This window comes from Stenotrophomonas sp. SY1, assembly GCF_021202945.1.
In the GTDB taxonomy this organism is placed as follows: Bacteria; Pseudomonadota; Gammaproteobacteria; order Xanthomonadales; family Xanthomonadaceae; genus Stenotrophomonas.
Window position 1 is genome coordinate 334114 of record NZ_JAJOYR010000001.1, and the last position, 18730, is coordinate 352843.

At 66.5% G+C, this 18730-nt stretch carries 14 protein-coding genes; 7 read left to right on the forward strand and 7 right to left on the reverse strand.

From position 1 onward, the window contains the following. Positions 1 to 9 precede the first annotated feature (9 nt). Positions 10 to 741 carry a 3-oxoacyl-ACP reductase FabG gene (gene fabG, locus LR961_RS01260; protein ID WP_232149139.1) on the forward strand — a complete coding sequence of 244 codons (732 nt, stop codon included), beginning with the start codon at positions 10 to 12 and terminating at the stop codon, positions 739 to 741. A 17-nt stretch (positions 742 to 758) separates the two neighbouring features. Here fabG and LR961_RS01265 read toward each other — a convergent pair whose 3' ends face one another. Genes LR961_RS01265 through LR961_RS01275 form a run of 3 tightly spaced genes read right to left on the reverse strand, consistent with a single transcriptional unit; the run spans position 759 to position 3533 of the window. Continuing rightward, entirely contained in the window at positions 759 to 1547 is a 789-nt protein-coding gene (locus LR961_RS01265) for a glycosyltransferase family 2 protein (RefSeq protein ID WP_232146617.1), read from the reverse strand. Then, positions 1540 to 2334 carry a beta-ketoacyl synthase chain length factor gene (locus LR961_RS01270; protein WP_232149140.1) on the reverse strand — a complete coding sequence of 265 codons (795 nt, stop codon included), beginning with the start codon at positions 2332 to 2334 and terminating at the stop codon, positions 1540 to 1542. The genes LR961_RS01265 and LR961_RS01270 overlap by 8 nt, the downstream gene beginning before the upstream one ends. Continuing rightward, positions 2334 to 3533, reverse strand: coding sequence for a beta-ketoacyl-[acyl-carrier-protein] synthase family protein (locus LR961_RS01275; protein ID WP_232149142.1), 1200 nt, complete (start codon positions 3531 to 3533; stop codon positions 2334 to 2336). The genes LR961_RS01270 and LR961_RS01275 overlap by 1 nt, the downstream gene beginning before the upstream one ends. Positions 3534 to 3775: 242 nt before the next feature. On the opposite strand from LR961_RS01275, the gene LR961_RS01280 reads away from it, so the two are divergent. Together LR961_RS01280 and LR961_RS01285 are read left to right on the forward strand one after the other, a co-directional pair. Next, the gene (locus LR961_RS01280) at positions 3776 to 4051 is read left to right on the forward strand and encodes a YcgL domain-containing protein (protein WP_232146618.1); all 276 of its coding nucleotides are present in this window, start codon (positions 3776 to 3778) and stop codon (positions 4049 to 4051) included. Then, positions 4044 to 7385: an ankyrin repeat domain-containing protein gene (locus LR961_RS01285; RefSeq protein WP_232146619.1), complete on the forward strand. Its 3342-nt coding sequence runs from the start codon at positions 4044 to 4046 to the stop codon at positions 7383 to 7385. Before LR961_RS01280 ends, LR961_RS01285 begins: the two co-directional genes overlap by 8 nt. Positions 7386 to 7642: 257 nt before the next feature. Here the strand turns inward: LR961_RS01285 and LR961_RS01290 are convergent, their stop codons facing one another. Continuing rightward, positions 7643 to 9496 carry a monovalent cation:proton antiporter-2 (CPA2) family protein gene (locus LR961_RS01290; RefSeq protein ID WP_232146620.1) on the reverse strand — a complete coding sequence of 618 codons (1854 nt, stop codon included), beginning with the start codon at positions 9494 to 9496 and terminating at the stop codon, positions 7643 to 7645. 322 nt (positions 9497 to 9818) lie between these two features. Here LR961_RS01290 and mgtE point away from each other — a divergent pair, with 322 nt between their 5' ends. Next, complete coding sequence (gene mgtE / locus LR961_RS01295; protein WP_232146621.1) at positions 9819 to 11189, forward strand: magnesium transporter; 1371 nt, start codon at positions 9819 to 9821, stop codon at positions 11187 to 11189. Positions 11190 to 11260: 71 nt separating this feature from the next. Here the strand turns inward: mgtE and LR961_RS01300 are convergent, their stop codons facing one another. Next, the gene (locus LR961_RS01300) at positions 11261 to 11521 is read right to left on the reverse strand and encodes a hypothetical protein (protein WP_232146622.1); all 261 of its coding nucleotides are present in this window, start codon (positions 11519 to 11521) and stop codon (positions 11261 to 11263) included. A gap of 693 nt (positions 11522 to 12214) precedes the next feature. Here LR961_RS01300 and LR961_RS01305 point away from each other — a divergent pair. Further along, complete coding sequence (locus LR961_RS01305; RefSeq protein ID WP_232146623.1) at positions 12215 to 14920, forward strand: bifunctional acetate--CoA ligase family protein/GNAT family N-acetyltransferase; 2706 nt, start codon at positions 12215 to 12217, stop codon at positions 14918 to 14920. A 231-nt stretch (positions 14921 to 15151) separates the two neighbouring features. After that, a complete protein-coding gene (locus tag LR961_RS01310) occupies positions 15152 to 15886 on the forward strand; it encodes an alpha/beta fold hydrolase (protein ID WP_232146624.1) in 735 nt (244 codons plus the stop codon). A 47-nt stretch (positions 15887 to 15933) separates the two neighbouring features. On the opposite strand, the gene LR961_RS01315 is transcribed toward LR961_RS01310, so the two are convergent. Beyond that, a complete protein-coding gene (locus LR961_RS01315) occupies positions 15934 to 16821 on the reverse strand; it encodes an SDR family oxidoreductase (protein ID WP_232146625.1) in 888 nt (295 codons plus the stop codon). A gap of 121 nt (positions 16822 to 16942) precedes the next feature. On the opposite strand from LR961_RS01315, the gene LR961_RS01320 reads away from it, so the two are divergent. Beyond that, a complete protein-coding gene (locus LR961_RS01320) occupies positions 16943 to 17860 on the forward strand; it encodes a LysR family transcriptional regulator (protein ID WP_232146626.1) in 918 nt (305 codons plus the stop codon). Between the two features lie 50 nt (positions 17861 to 17910). On the opposite strand, the gene dkgB is transcribed toward LR961_RS01320, so the two are convergent. Next, positions 17911 to 18711, reverse strand: a complete 801-nt coding sequence (gene dkgB / locus LR961_RS01325) for a 2,5-didehydrogluconate reductase DkgB (protein ID WP_232146627.1) — start codon at positions 18709 to 18711, stop codon at positions 17911 to 17913. Between the last annotated feature and the right edge of the window lie 19 nt (positions 18712 to 18730).

Here is an 18730-nt window from a genome sequence, read left to right on the forward strand (position 1 = left end):
TTTCAATCGATCATGACCAGCCAACGACGTGCTCTGGTAACCGGCGGCAGTGGCGACATCGGTGGCGCGATCTGCCGCAAGCTCGCCGCCGATGGCGTCCATGTCATCGTCCACGCCAACGCCAACCTGGCGCGTGCGCAGGCGGTGGTTGAGAAGATCCTGGCCGAAGGCGGCAGCGCGCAGGCGGTGGCGTTCGACGTGGTCGATGGCGAAGCCGCATCCGTCGCCTTGGACGCATTGCTGGCTGATGGCCCGATCCAGATCGTGGTCAACAATGCCGGAATCCACGACGACGCCCCGATGGCCGGCATGGATGCGCAGCGCTGGAAGCGGGTGATCGATGTCAGCCTGCACGGCTTCTTCCACGTCACCCAGCCGCTGCTGTTGCCGATGGCGCGCACGCGTTGGGGGCGCATCGTCAGCGTGTCCTCGGTGGCAGCGGTGCTGGGCAATCGCGGGCAGAGCAACTACGCCGCCGCCAAAGCCGGGCTGCATGGTGCCAGCAGGTCGCTGGCGCGAGAGATGGCCAGCCGTGGCATCAGCGTCAACGTGGTCGCGCCGGGCGTGATCGAGGGACAGATGGCCGCCGAGGCGTTCCCGCCGGAAATGATCAAGCAGGCAGTGCCGGCGGCGCGTGCCGGCAAGCCGGAAGAAGTGGCCGCGCTGGTTGCGTTCCTGTGCAGTGATGCGGCCGGTTACATCAACGGCCAGGTGATCGGCATCAACGGCGGCATGGGCTGAAGCCTGCCGCCGGGGACTCAGGCCTTGCCGTCGGCGTCGTCGATGACCGGCGGGTTGGCGCGGATGGTGCGGTACACGCGCCAGATGTGGCCATGCCGCAACGCGAACAGCACGATGTGGCTGGTGATGCGGTAGAGGTCCTGCAACGGCCGGAAGTGGCTGGGGCGGAACTGTTCACCGCTGTTGGCGCAGCGATACCGGGAATCGATCGGCACTGATACGCAGCGCGTACCCAACTGGCGCGCCGCGGAGATAACCAGCTGCGCTTCGAACACGAAACCTTCGGCGGGAATGTCACGCAGGGCGATCACCTTGGCCGGATAGAAGCGCTGCCCGCTCTGGCTGTCGACCACCTGGTAGTGCGTGCCCCAGGCGATGCCCCAGTCACCGAACTCGTTGGCCAGGCGCCGATACAGCGGTTGTGAGGCGCGCTTGCGCAGGCGGGCGCCAATGATGATGCAACCCGGATGACGGTTGGCGCTGGCCAGCAGGCGCGGCAGGTCGCCGGCGGCATGCTGGCCGTCGCCGTCCATGGTCAGCACGCCGTGCAGGCCGCGGCGCAGTGCTTCGGCAAAGCCGGTGCGCATTGCATCGCCCTTGCCACGCCGTTGCTGGTGGCGCAATACGATGACCGGAAGGTCGGCGATGCATTGTGCAGTGCCGTCATCGGAACCGTCATCAACCACGATCACATGCGGGAAAAGCGCCAATGCCCCCTGTACGACTTCGCGGATGCGTAGTGCCTCGTTGAGTGCGGGAATCAACACCGCAACATCGTTGGGAGACAGTTGCGCTGGCTCATTCATGGGTGAGGCTGATCCTTAGCCGTTGGTGATCGCTTGCAGGCAGCAGTACCTGCTCACCTTCCATGGCCAATGCTTCCAGCAGGGGCAACACGGAATGCATGGCATTGCCATGCAGCAGTTGTGAAAGTGGACCGTGCGTGATTTCGGCGGCCTCGGCCGCGGCGGCCTGCAGCGTCAGCGTCAGCGTGGGCAGGCCCGGATGGGGGCTGCGCGAGAGCACCAGTGCCACGCCAAGCAGCCCTTCGCTGGGGGATTGTTCGACCAGCGGTGCCGTCGCGGTGCCGTCGTAGGCAACCAGCAATACCGCATCTTCGCCTGCCTGCAGCTGCACCATCGCTTCCAGCAGGCCCTGCGCAAAGCTGTACGCGCCGGCGCTGATTGCGGTGGCCGGTACATGCGTGCCAGCACCGATGGTCCAGTAACCGGCGGCCGCATTGTGCACCGAGTTGTGGAAGCGGGTTGGCGAGATGGCACGCGGGTCTTCGGCCAGCGTCGCGCACATGTAGTCGGTGATCGACAGTTCGCCATGGGTGGAGGTGAACACCGAGGACAGGACGGTCGGTGAACGATCGGCGGCCTGGCAGGCGGCCAACGCCGCTTCCAGCGCCACCGCAACAGTGCCCGGCGCGCGTCGGCGTTCGTTGGCGGCCAGCAGTTGTGGCGAGGGCCGGGCAGGCGTGTCGTCCGGGCGGATGCCGTTGCGCATCCACGCGCAGGCGCTGTCCCAGTCGGGCAGGCCGGTGCCCCAGAAGCCGATACCTTCCACGGTTGCCTGCAGCGTCTGCATCATCGTGCCCTGCCAAAAACCAGCGAGCAGTTGTTGCCGCCGAAGCCGAAGGAATTGTTCATCGCATAGCGGATGTCGGCCTGCGCGTTGTCGAAACGGATCTGCGGTCCGCAGGCCGGGTCAGGGATCTCGCTGTTGAGCGTGCCCGGCAGCAGACCTTCGTCCAGTGCCAGCAGTGCGAATACCGATTCGACGATGCCGGCCGCGCCCAGCGTGTGGCCGGTCCAGCCCTTGGTCGAACTGGCATGCAGGCTGGCCGGGAACATTGCGGCCACTGCGGCAGCCTCGATGCTGTCGTTGGCTGGTGTCGAGGTGCCGTGCAGGTTCAGGTAGCCAACATCGGCTGCGCTGATGCCGGCTCGCTGCAGGGCGGCCTGCATCGCCAGTCGGGCGCCCAGGCCTTGTGGATGGGGTGCCGACATGTGGTGGGCATCGCTGGATTCGCCATAGCCGCGCAGCTGCAGATCAGCGCCGGGGCCGGCGCCGGTGCGTTCAAGCACGGCAAAGCCGCCAGCTTCGCCCAGCGACAGGCCAACGCGGCGCGCGTCAAACGGTTGGCAGGGCGTGGCGGCGACAAGCTGCAACGAGTTGAAGCCAAACAGCACGCTGCCACACAGAGTGTCCACGCCACCGACCAGCGCAGCATCGGCCAGCCCAGCCTGGATCAGCCGCGCGGCCTGGGCGAACACCTTGGCGCTGGATGAGCAGGCCGTGGCCACCGTGACACAGGGCCCGCGCAGGCCGGTCGCGGCCTGCACGAAATCGCCGAGCGAATGCGGGGTATGGATACGCGGGCGCTGCAGATCCGCAGGAAAGTGGCGTATGCCCTCTGCGTCGGTGGTCAGCCGGGTGTAAGCGGCTTCGGTAGCGCCGATGCTGGAGGTCGAGGTGCCCATCACCACCGCCACGCGCTCGGCGCCGTGGCGGCCGACGACCTCGGCCAGTGTCTGCACGATGCAGTCCTGCTGCAGTGCCAGCCAGGCCAGGGCGTTGTTGCGGCAGTCCAGTTCGGCCAGGTGTGCGGGCAGGGTGATTGCTTCCACGCCGTCGACGCGGCCGATCCAGCAATCCAGTGGGTCGGTGCCGAAATCATTGCGACGCAGCCCGCTGCGGCGCCCGCGCAGCCCGTCGCGCTGCGCATCCAGGCCCGCCCCCAGCGCAGTGGTGGCGGTGTAGGCCAGAACGTCCAGCGGGGCAATGGGCTGAGCTGAAGCAGTGGGCACGCGGGCTTCCAAGGGAACAACGGGGCGCGAGTATATAGACGCAGGCTGAGGCGCGGCTGCCTGGGGGGGCTGGTGCGGGCAGTTGGGCGTACATGATGCTGATGAAAATGAATGCAGTCCCTGAGCTAAATGCCCGGCGTTTCTAGGATTACGCCTTTCACCAGCGCCAACTTTCCGACACAATCCCAGCATTCCCGAGCAGGGCCAAGCCCGCTGGCATGCAAGCCTACGTCTATAAAAGCCAACGCAAGCAGGACACCTTCATCTACCTCGCGCAGCGCGATGTTTTCGATGTGATCCCCGCCACGCTGAGTGCCACGCTGGCACCGTTCACCTTTGTGCTGGAAGTGGCGCTGACCCCGGAACGTCGCCTGGCCCAGGTCGATGCCGCGCTGGTGCGCGCCAACCTGGCCGAACACGGCTTCCACCTGCAACTTCCGCCGCAACCGCTGGCGCCGGTGAAGATCGCGCGCATCGACGGTCGCGATGACTGAGGCCCTGCGTACCCGGGCTATCGCCACCGCGCTGGTTGCCGGGCTGTTGCTGACGCTGGCCACCGCTTTCGGTGGCGTGGCGGCAGCCGTGTGTGGGGTGCTGGCGCAGCCGGCCTTCGCGCTGGCGGTGTCGTGGCTGCGGCGTACCCGCACGCTGACCCCGTCGCTGACCTTGTTCAGACGCGAGTTGCCCGGGCTGCTTGGCCTGTGGGCCGGCGCCACCGGCGCGGTTGCCTTGCTGGTGTCCTGGCCGTTGGCTGCGCTGCATGACAGTGGCAGCCTTGCGGCGGTGCTGGCCCTGAGCGTGGCCATCAGCGTGGCGGTGCTGGCGCTGTGGCGCACCTGGCCGCTGTGGCATGCGCTGGAACGTGAGGACAGTTCGCTGTCGGCCCAATGGCAGGCGCTGACCGGTCGGGGCCTGGATTCCTGGCACGGCCTGGGCGCGGCGGCCATCGTGCTGCTGCTGTGTGCCACGGTGGTGGCACCTGCCTGGCCGGGTCTGCTTGCCGATGGCCTGCGCTGGCCGCTGGCCATCGCCAGCGCGGTGCTGGCGCCGCTGTTGCATCGCGTGTTGCAGGCCATCCCCGGCGCGGGATTGGCGACAACGGGCGAGGCGGTTGCCGAGGTGGCCCGCTTCGATCCATTCGCCGAAGCACAGGCCGCACCCGCGCCGCTGGAGCCGCTGGCCCAGCACGAATGGGTGCCGCATCTGTACGAGGCCGCGCGTAGTGGCCGGGTTGACCGCGCGCTGCAGCTGCTTGAGGCCGGTGCCGATGCCGCTGCGTTGCCGCCGGCCGACACCCGCGACCAGCGCAGTCTGGTGGTGCTGGCGGCGGTGCTGCCGGACCTGCGCCTGCTGCGCGCGCTGATCAGCCGTGGCGTGGACGTGAACCAGCCGCATCGAGGTATGACCCCGCTGCTGGCGGCCACCCGCGACAGCTGGCACGGCCGCCCCGAGGCGGTGATGACGCTGCTGGCCAACGGCGGTGACCCGCGCGCCACCGACACCGAAGGCAACACCCCGCTGCATCACGCCGCACGCAGCTCCGATCCCGGTGTTGCGGCGCTGCTGCGCGATGCCGGTGCCGAGATCGACACCCTCAACCACGACGGCCACAGCCCGCTGGCGGTGGCCTGCCAGGCCGGCAACTGGCGCCTGGCCAAGTTCCTGCTCGAGCGCGGCGCCAAGGTTGAACCGACCGACGGCGTGCCGGTGCTGGTGCCGGCCGCGGCCAGCGAGGACGACGATCCGGCCGGCGTGCAGCTGCTGCTCAAGTACAAGGCACGGCTGGACGCCCGTGATCGCCAGCGCCGCAGCGCGCTGCACGAGGCCGCACTGGCCGGCCATGCCGACATCGTCCAGACCCTGCTCAATGCCGGTGCCAACATCGAGCCGCGTGATGCGGCCGGGCGCACGCCGTGGCTGGATGCGGCTTCGCAAGGCCACGTCACCGTGCTCGAGCACCTGCTCGCGCACCAGCCTGAAGTCAACGCGATTGATGGCGAAGGCCACAACGCGGTGCTGCTGGCCTGCCGCGCCGAACATGTGTCGGCGGCGCTGATCCGGCGCCTGCTCGAACTGGGCATTCCTGCCGACCTGGCCGGCAGCGATGGCCGTCGCGCCATCGACCATGCCGCCGCAGCAGGGCGCTGGAGCATCGTTTCGCTGTTGGATCCGGCCTATCCGCTGCCGGCGGCGGTGAGTGATGCCGCTGCTGCGTCGGTCGATGCCGCAGATGGCGCCGACGCCACGCCGGTCCTCAATGACCGCGCACCGCTGGCGTTGCTGCGTGAGGCCTTGGTGTTCGGCAATGTCGATGGCATGGCGCCGTTGGCCAAGCTGTGCTCGGCGATCGAGTTGGGTGGCCTGCTGCATGACCCCGAGCTGGCCCTGCAACCGCGGGTGGTGGACTGGCTGCTGGCCCACGGTGCCGCGCCGGAAGTGCTCGATGCCTGCGGCGACACGCCGATGTTCGCGTTGCTTTCGCGTGGCGTGGATGCCATTCCCACCTTGCAGGTACTGCTCAAGCATGGCGTTTCGCCGGCCGGGCGCGGCGGCTTGACCCGCCTGCTGGCAGCCTGTGCGCAACATGACAACGGCTCGCGCAGCACCGAGCAGTTCGCGCTGGAGCTGCTGGAACGTGGTGCCGATCCGTTCGCGCCGTCACCGGCCGGCGACCCGGCGCTGTCGCTGGCCGTTCGTCTGGGTTGGCTGAAATTGCAGCAGGGCCTGCTGCTCAATGGCGTGGACCGCGAGGCCCGCGACAGCCACGGCATGACCGCGCTGCACCTGGCCACCGCGTTGGCCCGCGAGGCCGCGCTGAAATTGCTGCTGCAGCAGGGGGCCTCGCCTGATGCGCGTGCCGCCGACGGTCAGACGCCGCTGGGCGTGGCACTGTCCAGCGGCCGTCGCGATCTGGCTGATTGGCTTGATTGGCGTGGCTGGTCGTTGCCGTTGCGCGTGTTGCGCGATGCTGACGTGCCGGCTGCGGCAATGGCCGGTGACGCCGATGCGGTGCGTCGCCTGATCAACCTTGGCCTGCCGGTGGACGCAGTCGATGCACAGGGCTGCACGGGCCTGCTGCGCGCGGCCGGTGGCGGCCATGCGGCGGTGGTCGACCTGCTGTTGTCGCGCGGTGCCGAGCCGCAGCACGCGGCTGCCAGCGGTGCCACGCCGCTGTCGGCGGCGGTGAGCATGCGTCAGACCGATATCGTCGCCGCGCTGCTCAATGCCGGCGCCCAGCTTGAACATCGCCTGCCCGGTGGTGTCACCGTGCTGATGCTGGCTGCTGCCCTTGGCCTGCCGGATATCGCCGCGCGCCTGCTCACGGCCGGTGCCGACGTGCACGCCGGTGACGACCAGCAACTGGCGCCGCTGCACTGCGCCGCGTTGTACGGTTTCACCGCGCGCGATCGCAGCCGCCTGCTGGCCCTGCTGGACACGCTGCTGCTGGCCGGCGCCGAACCGGACCAGGCCTCGGCCGGCACCGTCACGCCGTTGCTGCTGCTGCTGGGCGCGCGCGCCGAGCCGGGCACTGCCTGCGATGAGCAGGTGGTGCTGGCGGCGGTGGAGCGCCTGCTGGACGAGGATGTGGCGCTGGACGTGCGCGACCCGCGCGGTTTCGGGCCGTTGCACCTGGCCGCATTGCATGGCCTGCCGTTGCTGGTGCAGCGCCTGCTGCGTGCCGGCGCCGACCCGGAGATGCGCGATGCGATCAACCGCAGCCCGCGCGACATCGCGATCATGCGCGGTTTCATCGACGTGGCCGGCGAGTTCGAACCGGCGGTGCCGGGCGTATCGTCGATGGCGCGGTTCCTGCGCGACCGGGGCTGATTGCAGAGATCGGGGAAGGGGACTCGCGGCTGCGCCTGCTGAAGCTCCTTTCCCCGGCTCGACCGTCCCTGCGGCGCAGCCTTCGCGCGTTGATCGGCGCGCAGGTTCGTGGCGTGCAAACGGTGCTCTCCAACCCCTTGCCTTCGGCAAAACGAGGCAATGGTTCCGCGTGATCGGCCAGTTTGCGGCGAACGCCGCTTCCAGCCTTTCGCGTAGCGAAGGCGAGGGCCGGTGTGCCGCCGCACTGGTTATTGCGTTTACGAATCCCGAATCGCGCTTCCCGAATCTGCGCCCTTGAGCGGATCCCGATTGCCGGCTGCCGAATCAGGGCCCTCGCCCACATCGGCCTCGAACAGATCCATCAGATCGGCACGTGCATCGCGCGAGGTCTGCATCACCGCGGCTTCATCGTCGTAGACCAGGTGCTGGGCCTTGAGCAGCTGCTCATCGTGTGCGCGGAAGCGCTGCACGTGGTCGCGCGCGATCTCCTCGGGAATGCCCAGCGCAGTGAGTACGCGCTCGCTGGCTTCCAGACTGGAGCCGAACACTTCGCGGAACGGCTCGGCCGACATGTCCATCAACTTCCAGGCGTGCTGGCGGTTGCGCGCACGTGCCAGCACCTTGGCGTTCGGATACATGCGCCGCACCAGGCGCACAGCGCGCAGGTTGGTTTCCGGGTCGTCCATGGTCATCACGAACACGCGGATGTGTTCGGCGCCGGCCGAGCGCAGCAGCTCCGGCCGGGTGGGGTCGCCGTAGTAGAGCTGGTTGCCGAAACGGCGCAGGTCTTCGACCGTATCCGGGTCCGCTTCCAGCGCCACGAAGGGAATGCGCTGCGCGGTCAGCAGGCGCGCGACGATCTGGCCGAAGCGGCCCATGCCGGCGATCAGCACCTGCGGCCGCTGCGCGCCGGCATTCTTCAGGCCTTCATCGGGCGCGTGTTGTGGGCGCGTGGGTTGCGCCTTGCGCAGCAGCAGGCTGCGTTGCAAGGCAATCACCAGCACCGGGGTGATCGCCATCGACAGGCTCACCACCGCCACCAGCCGGTCATGGTTGATGCGGCCCAGCAGATTGACCCGCTGCGCTTCGTTGAACACCACGAAGGCGAATTCGCCACCCAGCCACAACAGGCTGCCCAGCATCAGCGCGCTGCGCAGCGGCAGCCGCGCCGCCAGGCCGACGATCACCAGGATGGAGAATTTCACCAGCAACAGCACCGCCACGCCGGTGGCGATCAGTGTTGGTTCGGCGGCCACCCGGTCCAGGTCGATGCCCATGCCCACGGCGATGAAGAACAGACCCAGCAGCAGCCCCTTGAATGGTTCGATCTGCGATTCGATCTCGTGGCGGAACTCCGAGTCGGCCAGCAGCACGCCGGCCAGGAACGCGCCCAGGCTGGGGCTGAGCCCGGCACCCTGCATCAACCACGCCGTGCCCAGCACCACCAGCAGGGCGGTGGCGGTGAACACTTCGGGCATGCGCGTGCGCGCGACAATGCCGAACAGCCGGCGCAGCACCGGCCGGCCCAGGCCGATCACCAGCGCCAGCGCGCCGATGGCGATGGCTGCGTCCTGCCAGGTGAGGGTTTCATTGCGCGCGCCGCCCAGCAGCGGAATCGCGGCCAGCAGCGGAATGGCGATCAGATCCTGGAACAGCAGGATGGCAAAGCCCAGCCGCCCGTAATCGCTGTTGAGCGCCTTGTGCTCGGACATCAGCTGCAGGCCCACCGCAGTGGAGGACAAGGCCAGCGCGGTACCGACGATCAGCGCGCTCTTCCAATGGAAGTTGTACATCAACAGCAGCCCGCCGAGCACGCTGGCGGTGATCAGTACCTGCACCGTGCCGCCACCGAACACCGGTCGTCGCATCACCATCAACCGCGATGGCGACAGTTCCAGCCCGATCAGGAACAGCAGCATCACCACACCGACCTCGGCGGCATTGAGGATGCGGTCGGCATCCTGCACGAAGCCCAGCACATGCGGCCCCAGTACCACGCCGGCAGCCAGGTAGCCCAGCACCGCGCCCAATCCAAACCGCTTGAACACAGGCACGGCGATCACTGCTGCAAGCAGCAGTACCAAGGCCAGTTCCAGACCGCCGCTATGCATGAACGCCGTACTCCGTGGGGCTGTGCAATGAACCGGCGGCGCGTGTGTGCCGGCCGGGCCTCATTATGCGGGCTGCCCTGTCAACGAAAACGAATGTCGCCCCAACCGGTGGCCGCAGCGGTTCGTGCAGGGTTGACCGCACCGGCCAACGGGGCCAGACTCGCGCCGCTGCCGGCGTTGCCGCAGCACCTTTCCGGAGTCCAACCCATGCCCAGCGACAGTAAAAGTCGATCTCGAACGACACCAGCGGTGACGACGGCCTGAGTGGGCTGATTCGCCAGTGCTGGTGTTGCGTGCCCGCATCGCACACAGGCGAATCAACATGAACCAGAAGCAGCTCCTGCGCCCGGTGGTGGATGCCGCCACCCTGAGTGCACCCCTTGCCGATTTCAACACCGCCGACGCGGTGGAATACCTCAACGCCCTGGAACTGCCGCAGGCGGCCGACACGCTGGCGGCATTGCCGTTGCCGCGTGCGGTCAAACTGCTGGAAGCGCCGGAGCTGCAGCACGCCGGTGAGCTGGTCGCGGCGATGCCAGCGGCCCGCGCCGCGGCGCTGCTGGGCCTGATGGCCGATGACCGCGCCACCGACATCGTCCACGAACTGGATGACGTGCAACGCGCGCGACTGATTCCACTGCTGGCGCCGGAAGCGCGGCAGTCGATCCAGTTGCTGCTGAGCTATCCGCCCAACACCGCCGGCGCATTGATGACCACCGAGTTCGTCGGCGTGCCGGCGGACTGGACCGTGGCCCAGACCCTGCAGCACATCCGCGAAGTGGAGCGCAGCCGCGAGACGGTCTACGCCATCTACGTGCTCGATCCGCAGACCCGCCAGCTACGGCAGGTGGTGACGATGCGGCGGTTGATCACCGGCGCGCCGGAAGACTCCATTCTCGATGTGGCCCAGGTCAACCCACCGGTAACCGTGGATGCGTTGCTGGACCAGGAAGAAGTCGCGCAGCTGATCCGCCGCCACGACCTGCTGGCCATCCCGGTGGTGGACGCGCAGCAGCAAATGCTGGGTATCGTCACCGTGGACGACATCCTGGATGCGTTGATCGATGAATCCACCGAGGACGTGCACAAGTTCGGTGGCATGGAGGCGCTGGACAAGCCGTACATGCAGATCGGCTTCTTCGAGATGTTGCGCAAGCGTGCCGGCTGGCTGAGTGTGTTGTTCCTCGGCGAGATGCTGACCGCCAGCGCCATGCAGCACTACGAGGACGAACTGGCGCGTGCGGTGGTGCTGACGTTGTTCATTCCACTGATCATGAGCTCCGGTGGCAACTCCGGCTCGCAGGCGACTTCGTTGCTGATCCGCTCGCTGGCGCTGCGTGAACTGCGCCTGCGCGACTGGTGGAGAGTGGCGCTACGCGAACTGCCCACCGGCATGGTGCTTGGCGGCATTCTTGGTGTGCTGGCGATCGTGCGCATCACCATCTGGCAGCTGGGCGGGCTGCACGATTACGGCGAGCACTGGGTGCTGCTGGCGGTGACGATCGGCGCGGCGCTGGTGGGCATCGTCACCTTCGGCTCCTTGTCGGGCTCGATGCTGCCGTTCGTGCTCAAGCGTCTTGGCTTCGACCCGGCCAGTGCCTCGGCGCCGTTTGTGGCCACGCTGGTGGATGTGACCGGGCTGGTCATCTACTTCAGCATCGCCGCGATGATCCTGGGCGGGACGTTGTTGTAGCGGGCGAGCATGTCGCTGGGTGGAGAGGCAGGCGGCTCAAGGGAATGAGCCGTTGGACCCTGCCGCAGAAATCAGCGCATCCCGCTCAAGGTGATCGTTTGTACCAGCCCGATCAGCATGAAGATCATCGCGCTGAAGACCAATGGAAGCTTGCTTCTGTACTTGTAGGTTTCTCCATTTCGTTTGGCGAAAACATCGCCAGTTGCGCAGATCAGGAATAACCCGGGGATGAACACGAGCAGCATCAACAACAAGAACCAGCGCCTTCGATAAAAAGGCACATCGTCATAGGAAAGAGTGGTGTGTATGAAGTTGGGGTTGGGTTTTTCCATGAAGATGTTTGCTATGCGAAAGGACAAGGGCGATCAGTTCAGAGTGAAGAGGGGGCCGTGCGGCTGGGTGATCTGCCCGCCGCATAAGCAGGCTTTCAGTTGGCCGGGTCCTTTGCTGTGTGAACCGTCTCGTTGACCCTGGATAGGCTAGCTGCCACTGGAGGCGCTGGAGAATGTGCTCCAGTCCTATTTGAGGTGGAGTTCTTGAGAGCTGTCGTGCTTGGATGGCACTGGCTGGAAGATCTGAAGAAATCTAGGCAGCACGGCTGTCGCTTTGCTCACACCTGCCTTCTGCATCCTCTGCCGTGAACGGGAGAGGAATTGATGTGGCAGCAAGGGTTGCTGTTACAGCCACAGCCACCGCGACCGAAACTTCAGCTTCAACCGAAGCTGCAGCAGCAACACCAACAAGGCCACATGCTGCGATTGCAGCCGCAGCCGCAGCCGCAGCCGCAGCCGCAGCCGCTGCGGCCGTTGCTGTTCAAGCTTTCCCCTCTCCCGCCTGCGGGAGAGGGGTAGGGGTGAGGGCGTTTCTGCTTCTGCTTTTGTCTTCGCAGGTGGCGTTGCTCCGTCTCCTCCTTTCCGCACGAGCCCCTGCTTCACCCATCCCTCACATCCCCAACTTGATCCAAAGCAAGCCCAACGCGCATCCAGCCGTGTACCTTTGACCCGGTTCCCGCAACAGGCGTCGCCATGAGCACCTATCACCTGCAGACCGTGTTCCGTCCCCGCTCGGTGGCCGTCATTGGCGGCAGCCCGCGCGAACGCTCGGCCGGGCGCGCGGTGGTGCGCAACCTGCGCGCGGGAGGCTTCGCCGGGCAGATCGGTTGGGTAAACCCACGCCACGCCGAAATCGACGGCATGCGCACGGTCAAACGGCTCAAGGACCTGCCATGGGTTCCGGACCTGGTGGTCATCACCGCACCGGCAACGATGGTGCCGCAGGTGGTGGCACAAGCCGCCGAGCTGGGCGTGGCCGGCGCCATCATCCTCACTGCAGGGCTGGGCAAGGGCCCCGGCTCGCTGGCTGCACAGGTGGAAGCGGCGGCGCGGCCCAAGGGCATGCGCGTGCTTGGCCCACATTGCCTGGGCGTGATCGCGCCGCATGCACGGCTCAATGCCAGCATTGCCGCGCATACACCGCAGGCCGGAGATCTGGCACTGATTTCCGAATCCAGCGCAATTGCCGCCGCGCTGGTGGAATGGGGCGTGGCGCGCTCGATCGGCTTCTCGGCGGTGGTGTCGCTGGGCGACGCGCTGGACGTGGACTTTGGTGACCTGCTCGATTACTTCGCCACCGATTACCGCACCCGCGCCATCCTGCTGTATGTCGATCAGATCAGCGACGCGCGCAAGTTCATGTCCGCTGCGCGTGCGGCGGCGCGTGCCAAGCCGGTGGTGGTGGTCAAGTCCGGCCGCCAGCCCAAGGCCAATGGTGAAGCGCTGGGCACGCATTCCCAGGCGCTGGCCGACTCCGATGCGGTGTACGGTGCCGCCTTCAATCGTGCGGGCCTGTTGCGCGTCAATGCGCTTGATGAGTTGTTCACCGCTGCCGAAACACTGGGCCGGCTCGGCACTTTTCCGGGGCGTCGCCTTGCCATTCTCAGCAACGGCGGTGGCGTGGGGCGGCTGGCGGTGGACCAACTGCATGCACTTGGCGGCACCCTGGCCGAACTGTCGCCGGCCACCATCGCGCAGCTGGACAACGCGCTGCCGCAAGGCTGGTCCCGCGACAACCCGGTGGACATCGTGGTCGATGCCGATGGCGGCCGTTACGCCTCGGCCATCGAGGCACTGCTGTCCGATGATGCCAACGATGCGGTGCTGGTGATCAACGTGCCCACCGCGTTCACCTCTTCGGCCGAGGCCGCACAGGCGCTCACCCAAACGCTGGGATTGCGCTCGCGGCAGCTGCGCGACAAGCCGGTGTTCGCGGTGTGGCTGGGCAACGATGAGCGCGCAACAGTGACCCTCAATACCGCGCGTGTGCCCACTTATCCCAGCGAAGCCGAAGCGGTGCGTGGCTTCCAGCATCTGGTGCGCTACCGCCAGGCGCAGGCGGCGTTGATGGAGACCCCGCCCAGCCTGCCGGCCGATTTCGTGGTGGATGTGGCCGCGGCACGCGCATTGGTGGAAGCGGCCTTGGCCAACGACCAGCAATGGCTGGACCCGGTCGCCACGCATGCGTTGTTGCAGGCTTACGGCATTCCGTCGCTGGAAGTGATGGTCGCGCGCGATGCGCACGAGGCGATGGACCTGGCGCAGCCTTTGCTGGAACAGGGCCAGACCGTGGCGGTCAAGATTTTCTCGCCGGACATCCCGCACAAGTCCGAAGTCGATGGCGTGCGTTTGAACCTGGGCACGTTGCAGGCGGTGCAGCAGGCGGCCAATTCCATCCTGCAACGCACCCGCGTGCAGCGCCCGCAGGCGCGCATCGAGGGCGTGCTGGTGCAGCCGAGCCTGATGCGGCCCAAGGCGCGCGAACTGATCGCCGGCATCGCCGACGACCCGGTATTCGGGCCGGTGGTGGTGTTCGGGCGCGGCGGTACCGCGGTGGAAGTGATCGGCGACAAGACCCTGGCATTGCCGCCGCTGGACCTGCGGCTTGCCCACGAAGTGATCGGCCGCACCCGCGTTTCGCGCATCCTCAAGGCCTATGGCGATGTGCCGGCGGCCAACGAACGCGCAGTCGCGCTGGTGCTGGTGAAGCTGGCGCAGCTGGCTGCCGACATTCCCGAGATCCGCACGCTGGACCTCAATCCGCTGCTGGCCGACCGCAACGGCGTGGTGGCGCTGGACGCGCGCATCGCCATCGCCCCGGCCAAGCGGCTGCACAAGGGGCGCGGCCATCCGCGCTTTGCGATCTTCCCGTATCCCACCGAGTGGGAGCGCACCATCGAACTGTCCGACGGCGGCAAGGCCTTCATCCGCCCGGTGCGTCCGGAGGACGATGCCTTGTTCCGTGCGTTCTTCGCGCGCGTCACCGATGACGATCTGCGGCTGCGCTTCTTCCAGTCGGTCAAGCATTTCAGCCACGAGTTCATCGCCCGCCTGACCCAGTTGGATTACGCGCGTTCGATCGCGCTGGTGGCCATCGACCCGAAGAGCGGCGACATGCTCGGCGCGGTCCGTCTGCATGCCGATGCCGATTACAACCGCGGCGAGTACGGCATCCTGATCCGCTCGGATCTCAAGGGCCACGGCATCGGCTGGAAGCTGATGCAGATCATGATCGAGTACGCACGCTGGCAGGGCCTGAACATGGTGGAAGGCCAGGTATTGCGCGAGAACACGACCATGCTGGCGATGTGCCAGAGCCTGGGCTTCAAGGTGAAGTCCGATCCGGACGACTCGACCCTGATGATTGTCACGCTGCCGGTTGGGGAGAGTGCGTTGTAGCGCGAAGCCAGAGCGGAAGCACCCCTCCCCAGCCCTCCCCTTGCCTGCGGCAAAGGGAGGGGGTGGTTCTGCATCATCTGTCGGATAGCAGAGCAAGCCGCTTCTGCCCCCTACCTTTGCCGCAGGCAAGGGGAGGGCTGGGGAGGGGTGCTGTTCGCGGCAAACCAACAACAACCACTGCATTCCAGCCATGACGCTGCGAGCTTCTCCCGGAAGCTTCAAACTACGGCCATGGAAATTGCCCACCCCGGGAACCAACCCGAAAAGATCCCCCTGCTGCTCCTGCCCGGCCTGCTCAACGACGCCACGCTGTGGCGCGCGCAGCTCGACGCGCTGGCCGATATCGCCGATTGCCAGGTGGGTGATCTCACCCGTCACGACACCCTGCGCGCCACCGCCGAGGACGTGCTGGCTAACGCGCCGGCTCGGTTTGCACTGGCCGGCTTCTCGCTGGGTGGCTACATCGCCCAGGAGATCCTGCGCATCGCCCCGGAACGCGTGCAGCGGCTGGCGCTGCTGGATACCTCGCACAAGGCCGATTCACTCGAACGCGCCGCGCAACGTGTGGCGCAGCAAAACAGCGTGCGCATGCCGGGCAACTTCCACGGTTTCGGCGACAAGCTGATGCGCAGCTACATCGATGCATCAAGATTCGACGATCACGTGCTGGTGGAAACCGTGCGTGGCATGACCGCGCGACTGGGCGCGGAGGTGTTCATCCGCCAGAGCCGGATCGCGCGGGTCGATGGCAGCGAGGTGCTGCGTGCATGGAAGGGGCCGACACTGGTCCTGTGCGGGCGCAACGATGCGATCACACCGCTTGCCGTCAGCGAACAGATCGCCGCGCTTATGCCGCAAGCGCGCCTGGTGGTGCTGGACGACTGCGGCCATCTGGCGCCGCTGGAAAAGCCGGAGCAGGTGACTGCGGCAATGCGTGAGTGGCTGTTGCAGGATATGCCTGCCTGAGCGCGGAGGGCGCTGCTGGTGCGCCCTCCATTTCCAGCAGTTACGCATCAATAAGCGAACGCATCACGGTGCTTGCGGATGAAATCCGGCCACCGCACCGGCTCGCGGCCGGTGATCTGCGCGAAGTTGTCGTACGTATTCTCGATGCCGGGGACCCGGCGCTCGGCAACACGCCGGAAGTTGTCACGCACGCATTCCATGTAGGCCATCTCGGCGCCAGCTGCGCGCATGTCCTCCAGGAAAACGTCCGGGCTCAGGGCGTCATAGCGGAACGCCTGGCCGAGCATCTCGCTCATCAATGCGGCAACCTCGCCATAGGATTTCGCGTCATAGCCCAGCCGGTAGGTCTGGCCGGCGTGCCGCTGCGGGTGCATCAGCGCCTGCGCGGCCACGGCGGCCACGTCATCGCCATCAACCCAGCTGAAGCGTGCATCGCCGGTGTATTGCCGGATCACCCCGGAAACAACCGCGCGGGTGCCGTCATAGCTCAGCAGGTTCTGCATGAACGCTTCGGGCCGCAGGTGGGTGAAGGAGAACCCGTGCCACTCGATGTAACGCTCCACCAACTGGTGCCACGCCCAGTGGCCGATGCTGGCGTCATCGCCACCGCAGGCGCCCAGATGCACGACATGCTGCACGCCCGCCTGTTTAGCCGCATCCAGGAACACCTTGCTCTGGCGCAGCATGTCCACGGTGTAACCGGTGACCAGCAGCACGCGATCGATGCCCTGCAACGCTGGCAGCAACGTCTCCTCCTTGTCGAAATCGAGAATGACGGTGCCGATGCCGCGTGCCTGGAAGGGCGCGGCCTTGGCCGTCGAGCGCACCGCCGCGACCGGTGCCACGGCGTCATCGAGGAGAAGGTGTTTCAGTGTTTCACCGCCGATCTGGCCGGTTGCGCCGGTGATGAGGACGGTGGGGCGTTGCTGGGTCATGTGCTGCCTGGGTACGGTTGCTCGGAAAGTGCGGGCAGCCTATCGTGGCCGTGGATTCCGTTCCGCGATGGTTTCTATCGTTTTTACGGAACCAGATTCCCGAATAAGGACGGCCCTGCCGATGCATCCCTCTGAACGATTGAAAGGCCTTGATGTGTTCGTCTGCGTCGCCGATGCCGGGAGCTTCACCGCGGCCGCAGAGCGGTTGCACCTGACAGCGTCGGCAGTCGGAAAGTCCATTGCGCGGCTCGAAGAACGACTGGGTCGCCGCCTGTTCCATCGCACGACGCGGCGCATGTCACTGACCGAAGCGGGCATCGCCTTCCACAGGACCTGCATCGCCGTGCTGGCGGACCTGGAAGAAGCCGAGGTGTCATTGCGTGCGGAGGACGCCGAGCCCAGCGGTCGCGTGCGCATCGATCTGCCGGCCGCGTTCGGGCGGCTGCAGGCGCTGCCGATCATCCTGGGCTTTGCCCAGGCGTATCCATTGGCGCGGCCGCAGGTTTCGTTCTCCGACCGCTTCATTGATCCGGTCGAAGACGGCGTGGACATCCTCGTGCGGATCGGTGGACCAGACTCCTGGTCAACGCAGCTGGAACACCGTTTGCTGGGCCATGAGCGGCACGTGTTCTGCGCGGCACCGGCCTATCTGGCGGCGCATGGCGTGCCGGCAACGCTGCAGGATCTGGAAGCACACCGTTGCATCGCCTATGGCCGTGCCGACGGTTCCATCAGTCCGTGGCGCTTTGCCGCCGCGACGCCCGGGGAGGTGGATCACCGCGTGATTCCTTCGCCACTGGTGGTGGGCGATGGCGAAGGACAGGTCACGGCGGCGCTGGTGGGATGCGGCATCGTGCAGCTTCCCACCTGGCTGGTGCGCAGCCACCTTGAAGACGGTGCGCTGATGGAAGTGCTGCCGGATCTGGCCAGCGAAGGTTTGCCGCTTACCTTGGCATGGATGAAAAGCCGGCAGGACCTTCCCACCGTCAGCCTGTTGCTGGACGCGCTGGCCGAAGGACTGGCGCCGCGTATCCGCTAGGGCGGTGCGAGCGTTCCCTGCCGAGCGCTGCTCGGCACTACCCGGTGGTTTCAATCCCAAGCCGGAGCGATTTCCGGATTGGCCACGCGCTCGCCACGATCCAGTGTGGCGATCTTCGCCATGTCCTCATCGTCCAGGCGCAATGCCGCCGCCTTCAGATTGCCCGCCAGATTCTCGCGCCGCGTCGAGGACGGAATCACCGCGTAGCCCTGCTGCAATGCCCACGCCAACGCCACCTGCGCGGTCGTTGCCTGATGCTTCTCCGCGATGGCCTGGATCACCGGGTCTTTCAGCACTGCGCCATACGCCAGGCTCATGAACGCGGTGACATGGATGCCCTGTTCGCGCAGGTATGCGATCAACGCGCGGTTCTGCAGATACGGGTGCACTTCGATCTGGTTGGTGGCGATGGCATCGGCACCGAGGATGTCGATGGCCTGGCGGGTCAGGTCGATGGTGAAGTTGGAAATGCCGATAGCGCGGGTCAGGCCCTGTGCTTTCGCCTCCGCCAATGCGCCGAGGTACTCGCGCATCGGTACTTCATCATTCGGCGACGGCCAATGGATCAGCGCCAGATCGACATGATCGGTACGCAGCTTGCGCAGGCTTTCGCGCAGGCTGGCCAGCAGGTCGTCGTGGTGGAAGTTGCTGATCCAGACCTTGGTGGTCAGGAACAGCTCTTCGCGCGGTACGTTGCCGCTGTCCAGCGCGGCGCCGAGGTCGGCTTCGTTGTCGTAGATCTGCGCGGTGTCGAAGACGCGATAGCCAAGGTCCAGTGCGTTGTGCACGGAATCGGTGAGTACCTGGCCTTTCAGGCGGTAGGTGCCAAGGCCGATGGAAGGAACAGTCATGGGGAGTCTCCACAATGAT

Excerpts from the sequence above, each read along its gene's own strand:
- LR961_RS01265 (WP_232146617.1), bottom strand. The coding sequence starts at position 1,547 with ATGAATGAGCCAGCGCAACTGTCTCCCAACGATGTTGCGGTGTTGATT.
- LR961_RS01270 (WP_232149140.1), bottom strand. The coding sequence starts at position 2,334 with ATGCAGACGCTGCAGGCAACCGTGGAAGGTATCGGCTTCTGGGGCACC.
- LR961_RS01280 (WP_232146618.1), top strand. The coding sequence starts at position 3,776 with ATGCAAGCCTACGTCTATAAAAGCCAACGCAAGCAGGACACCTTCATC.
- LR961_RS01285 (WP_232146619.1), top strand. The coding sequence starts at position 4,044 with ATGACTGAGGCCCTGCGTACCCGGGCTATCGCCACCGCGCTGGTTGCC.
- LR961_RS01290 (WP_232146620.1), bottom strand. The coding sequence starts at position 9,496 with ATGCATAGCGGCGGTCTGGAACTGGCCTTGGTACTGCTGCTTGCAGCA.
- mgtE (WP_232146621.1), top strand. The coding sequence starts at position 9,819 with ATGAACCAGAAGCAGCTCCTGCGCCCGGTGGTGGATGCCGCCACCCTG.
- LR961_RS01300 (WP_232146622.1), bottom strand. The coding sequence starts at position 11,521 with ATGGAAAAACCCAACCCCAACTTCATACACACCACTCTTTCCTATGAC.
- LR961_RS01305 (WP_232146623.1), top strand. The coding sequence starts at position 12,215 with ATGAGCACCTATCACCTGCAGACCGTGTTCCGTCCCCGCTCGGTGGCC.
- LR961_RS01310 (WP_232146624.1), top strand. The coding sequence starts at position 15,152 with ATGGAAATTGCCCACCCCGGGAACCAACCCGAAAAGATCCCCCTGCTG.
- LR961_RS01315 (WP_232146625.1), bottom strand. The coding sequence starts at position 16,821 with ATGACCCAGCAACGCCCCACCGTCCTCATCACCGGCGCAACCGGCCAG.
- LR961_RS01320 (WP_232146626.1), top strand. The coding sequence starts at position 16,943 with ATGCATCCCTCTGAACGATTGAAAGGCCTTGATGTGTTCGTCTGCGTC.
- dkgB (WP_232146627.1), bottom strand. The coding sequence starts at position 18,711 with ATGACTGTTCCTTCCATCGGCCTTGGCACCTACCGCCTGAAAGGCCAG.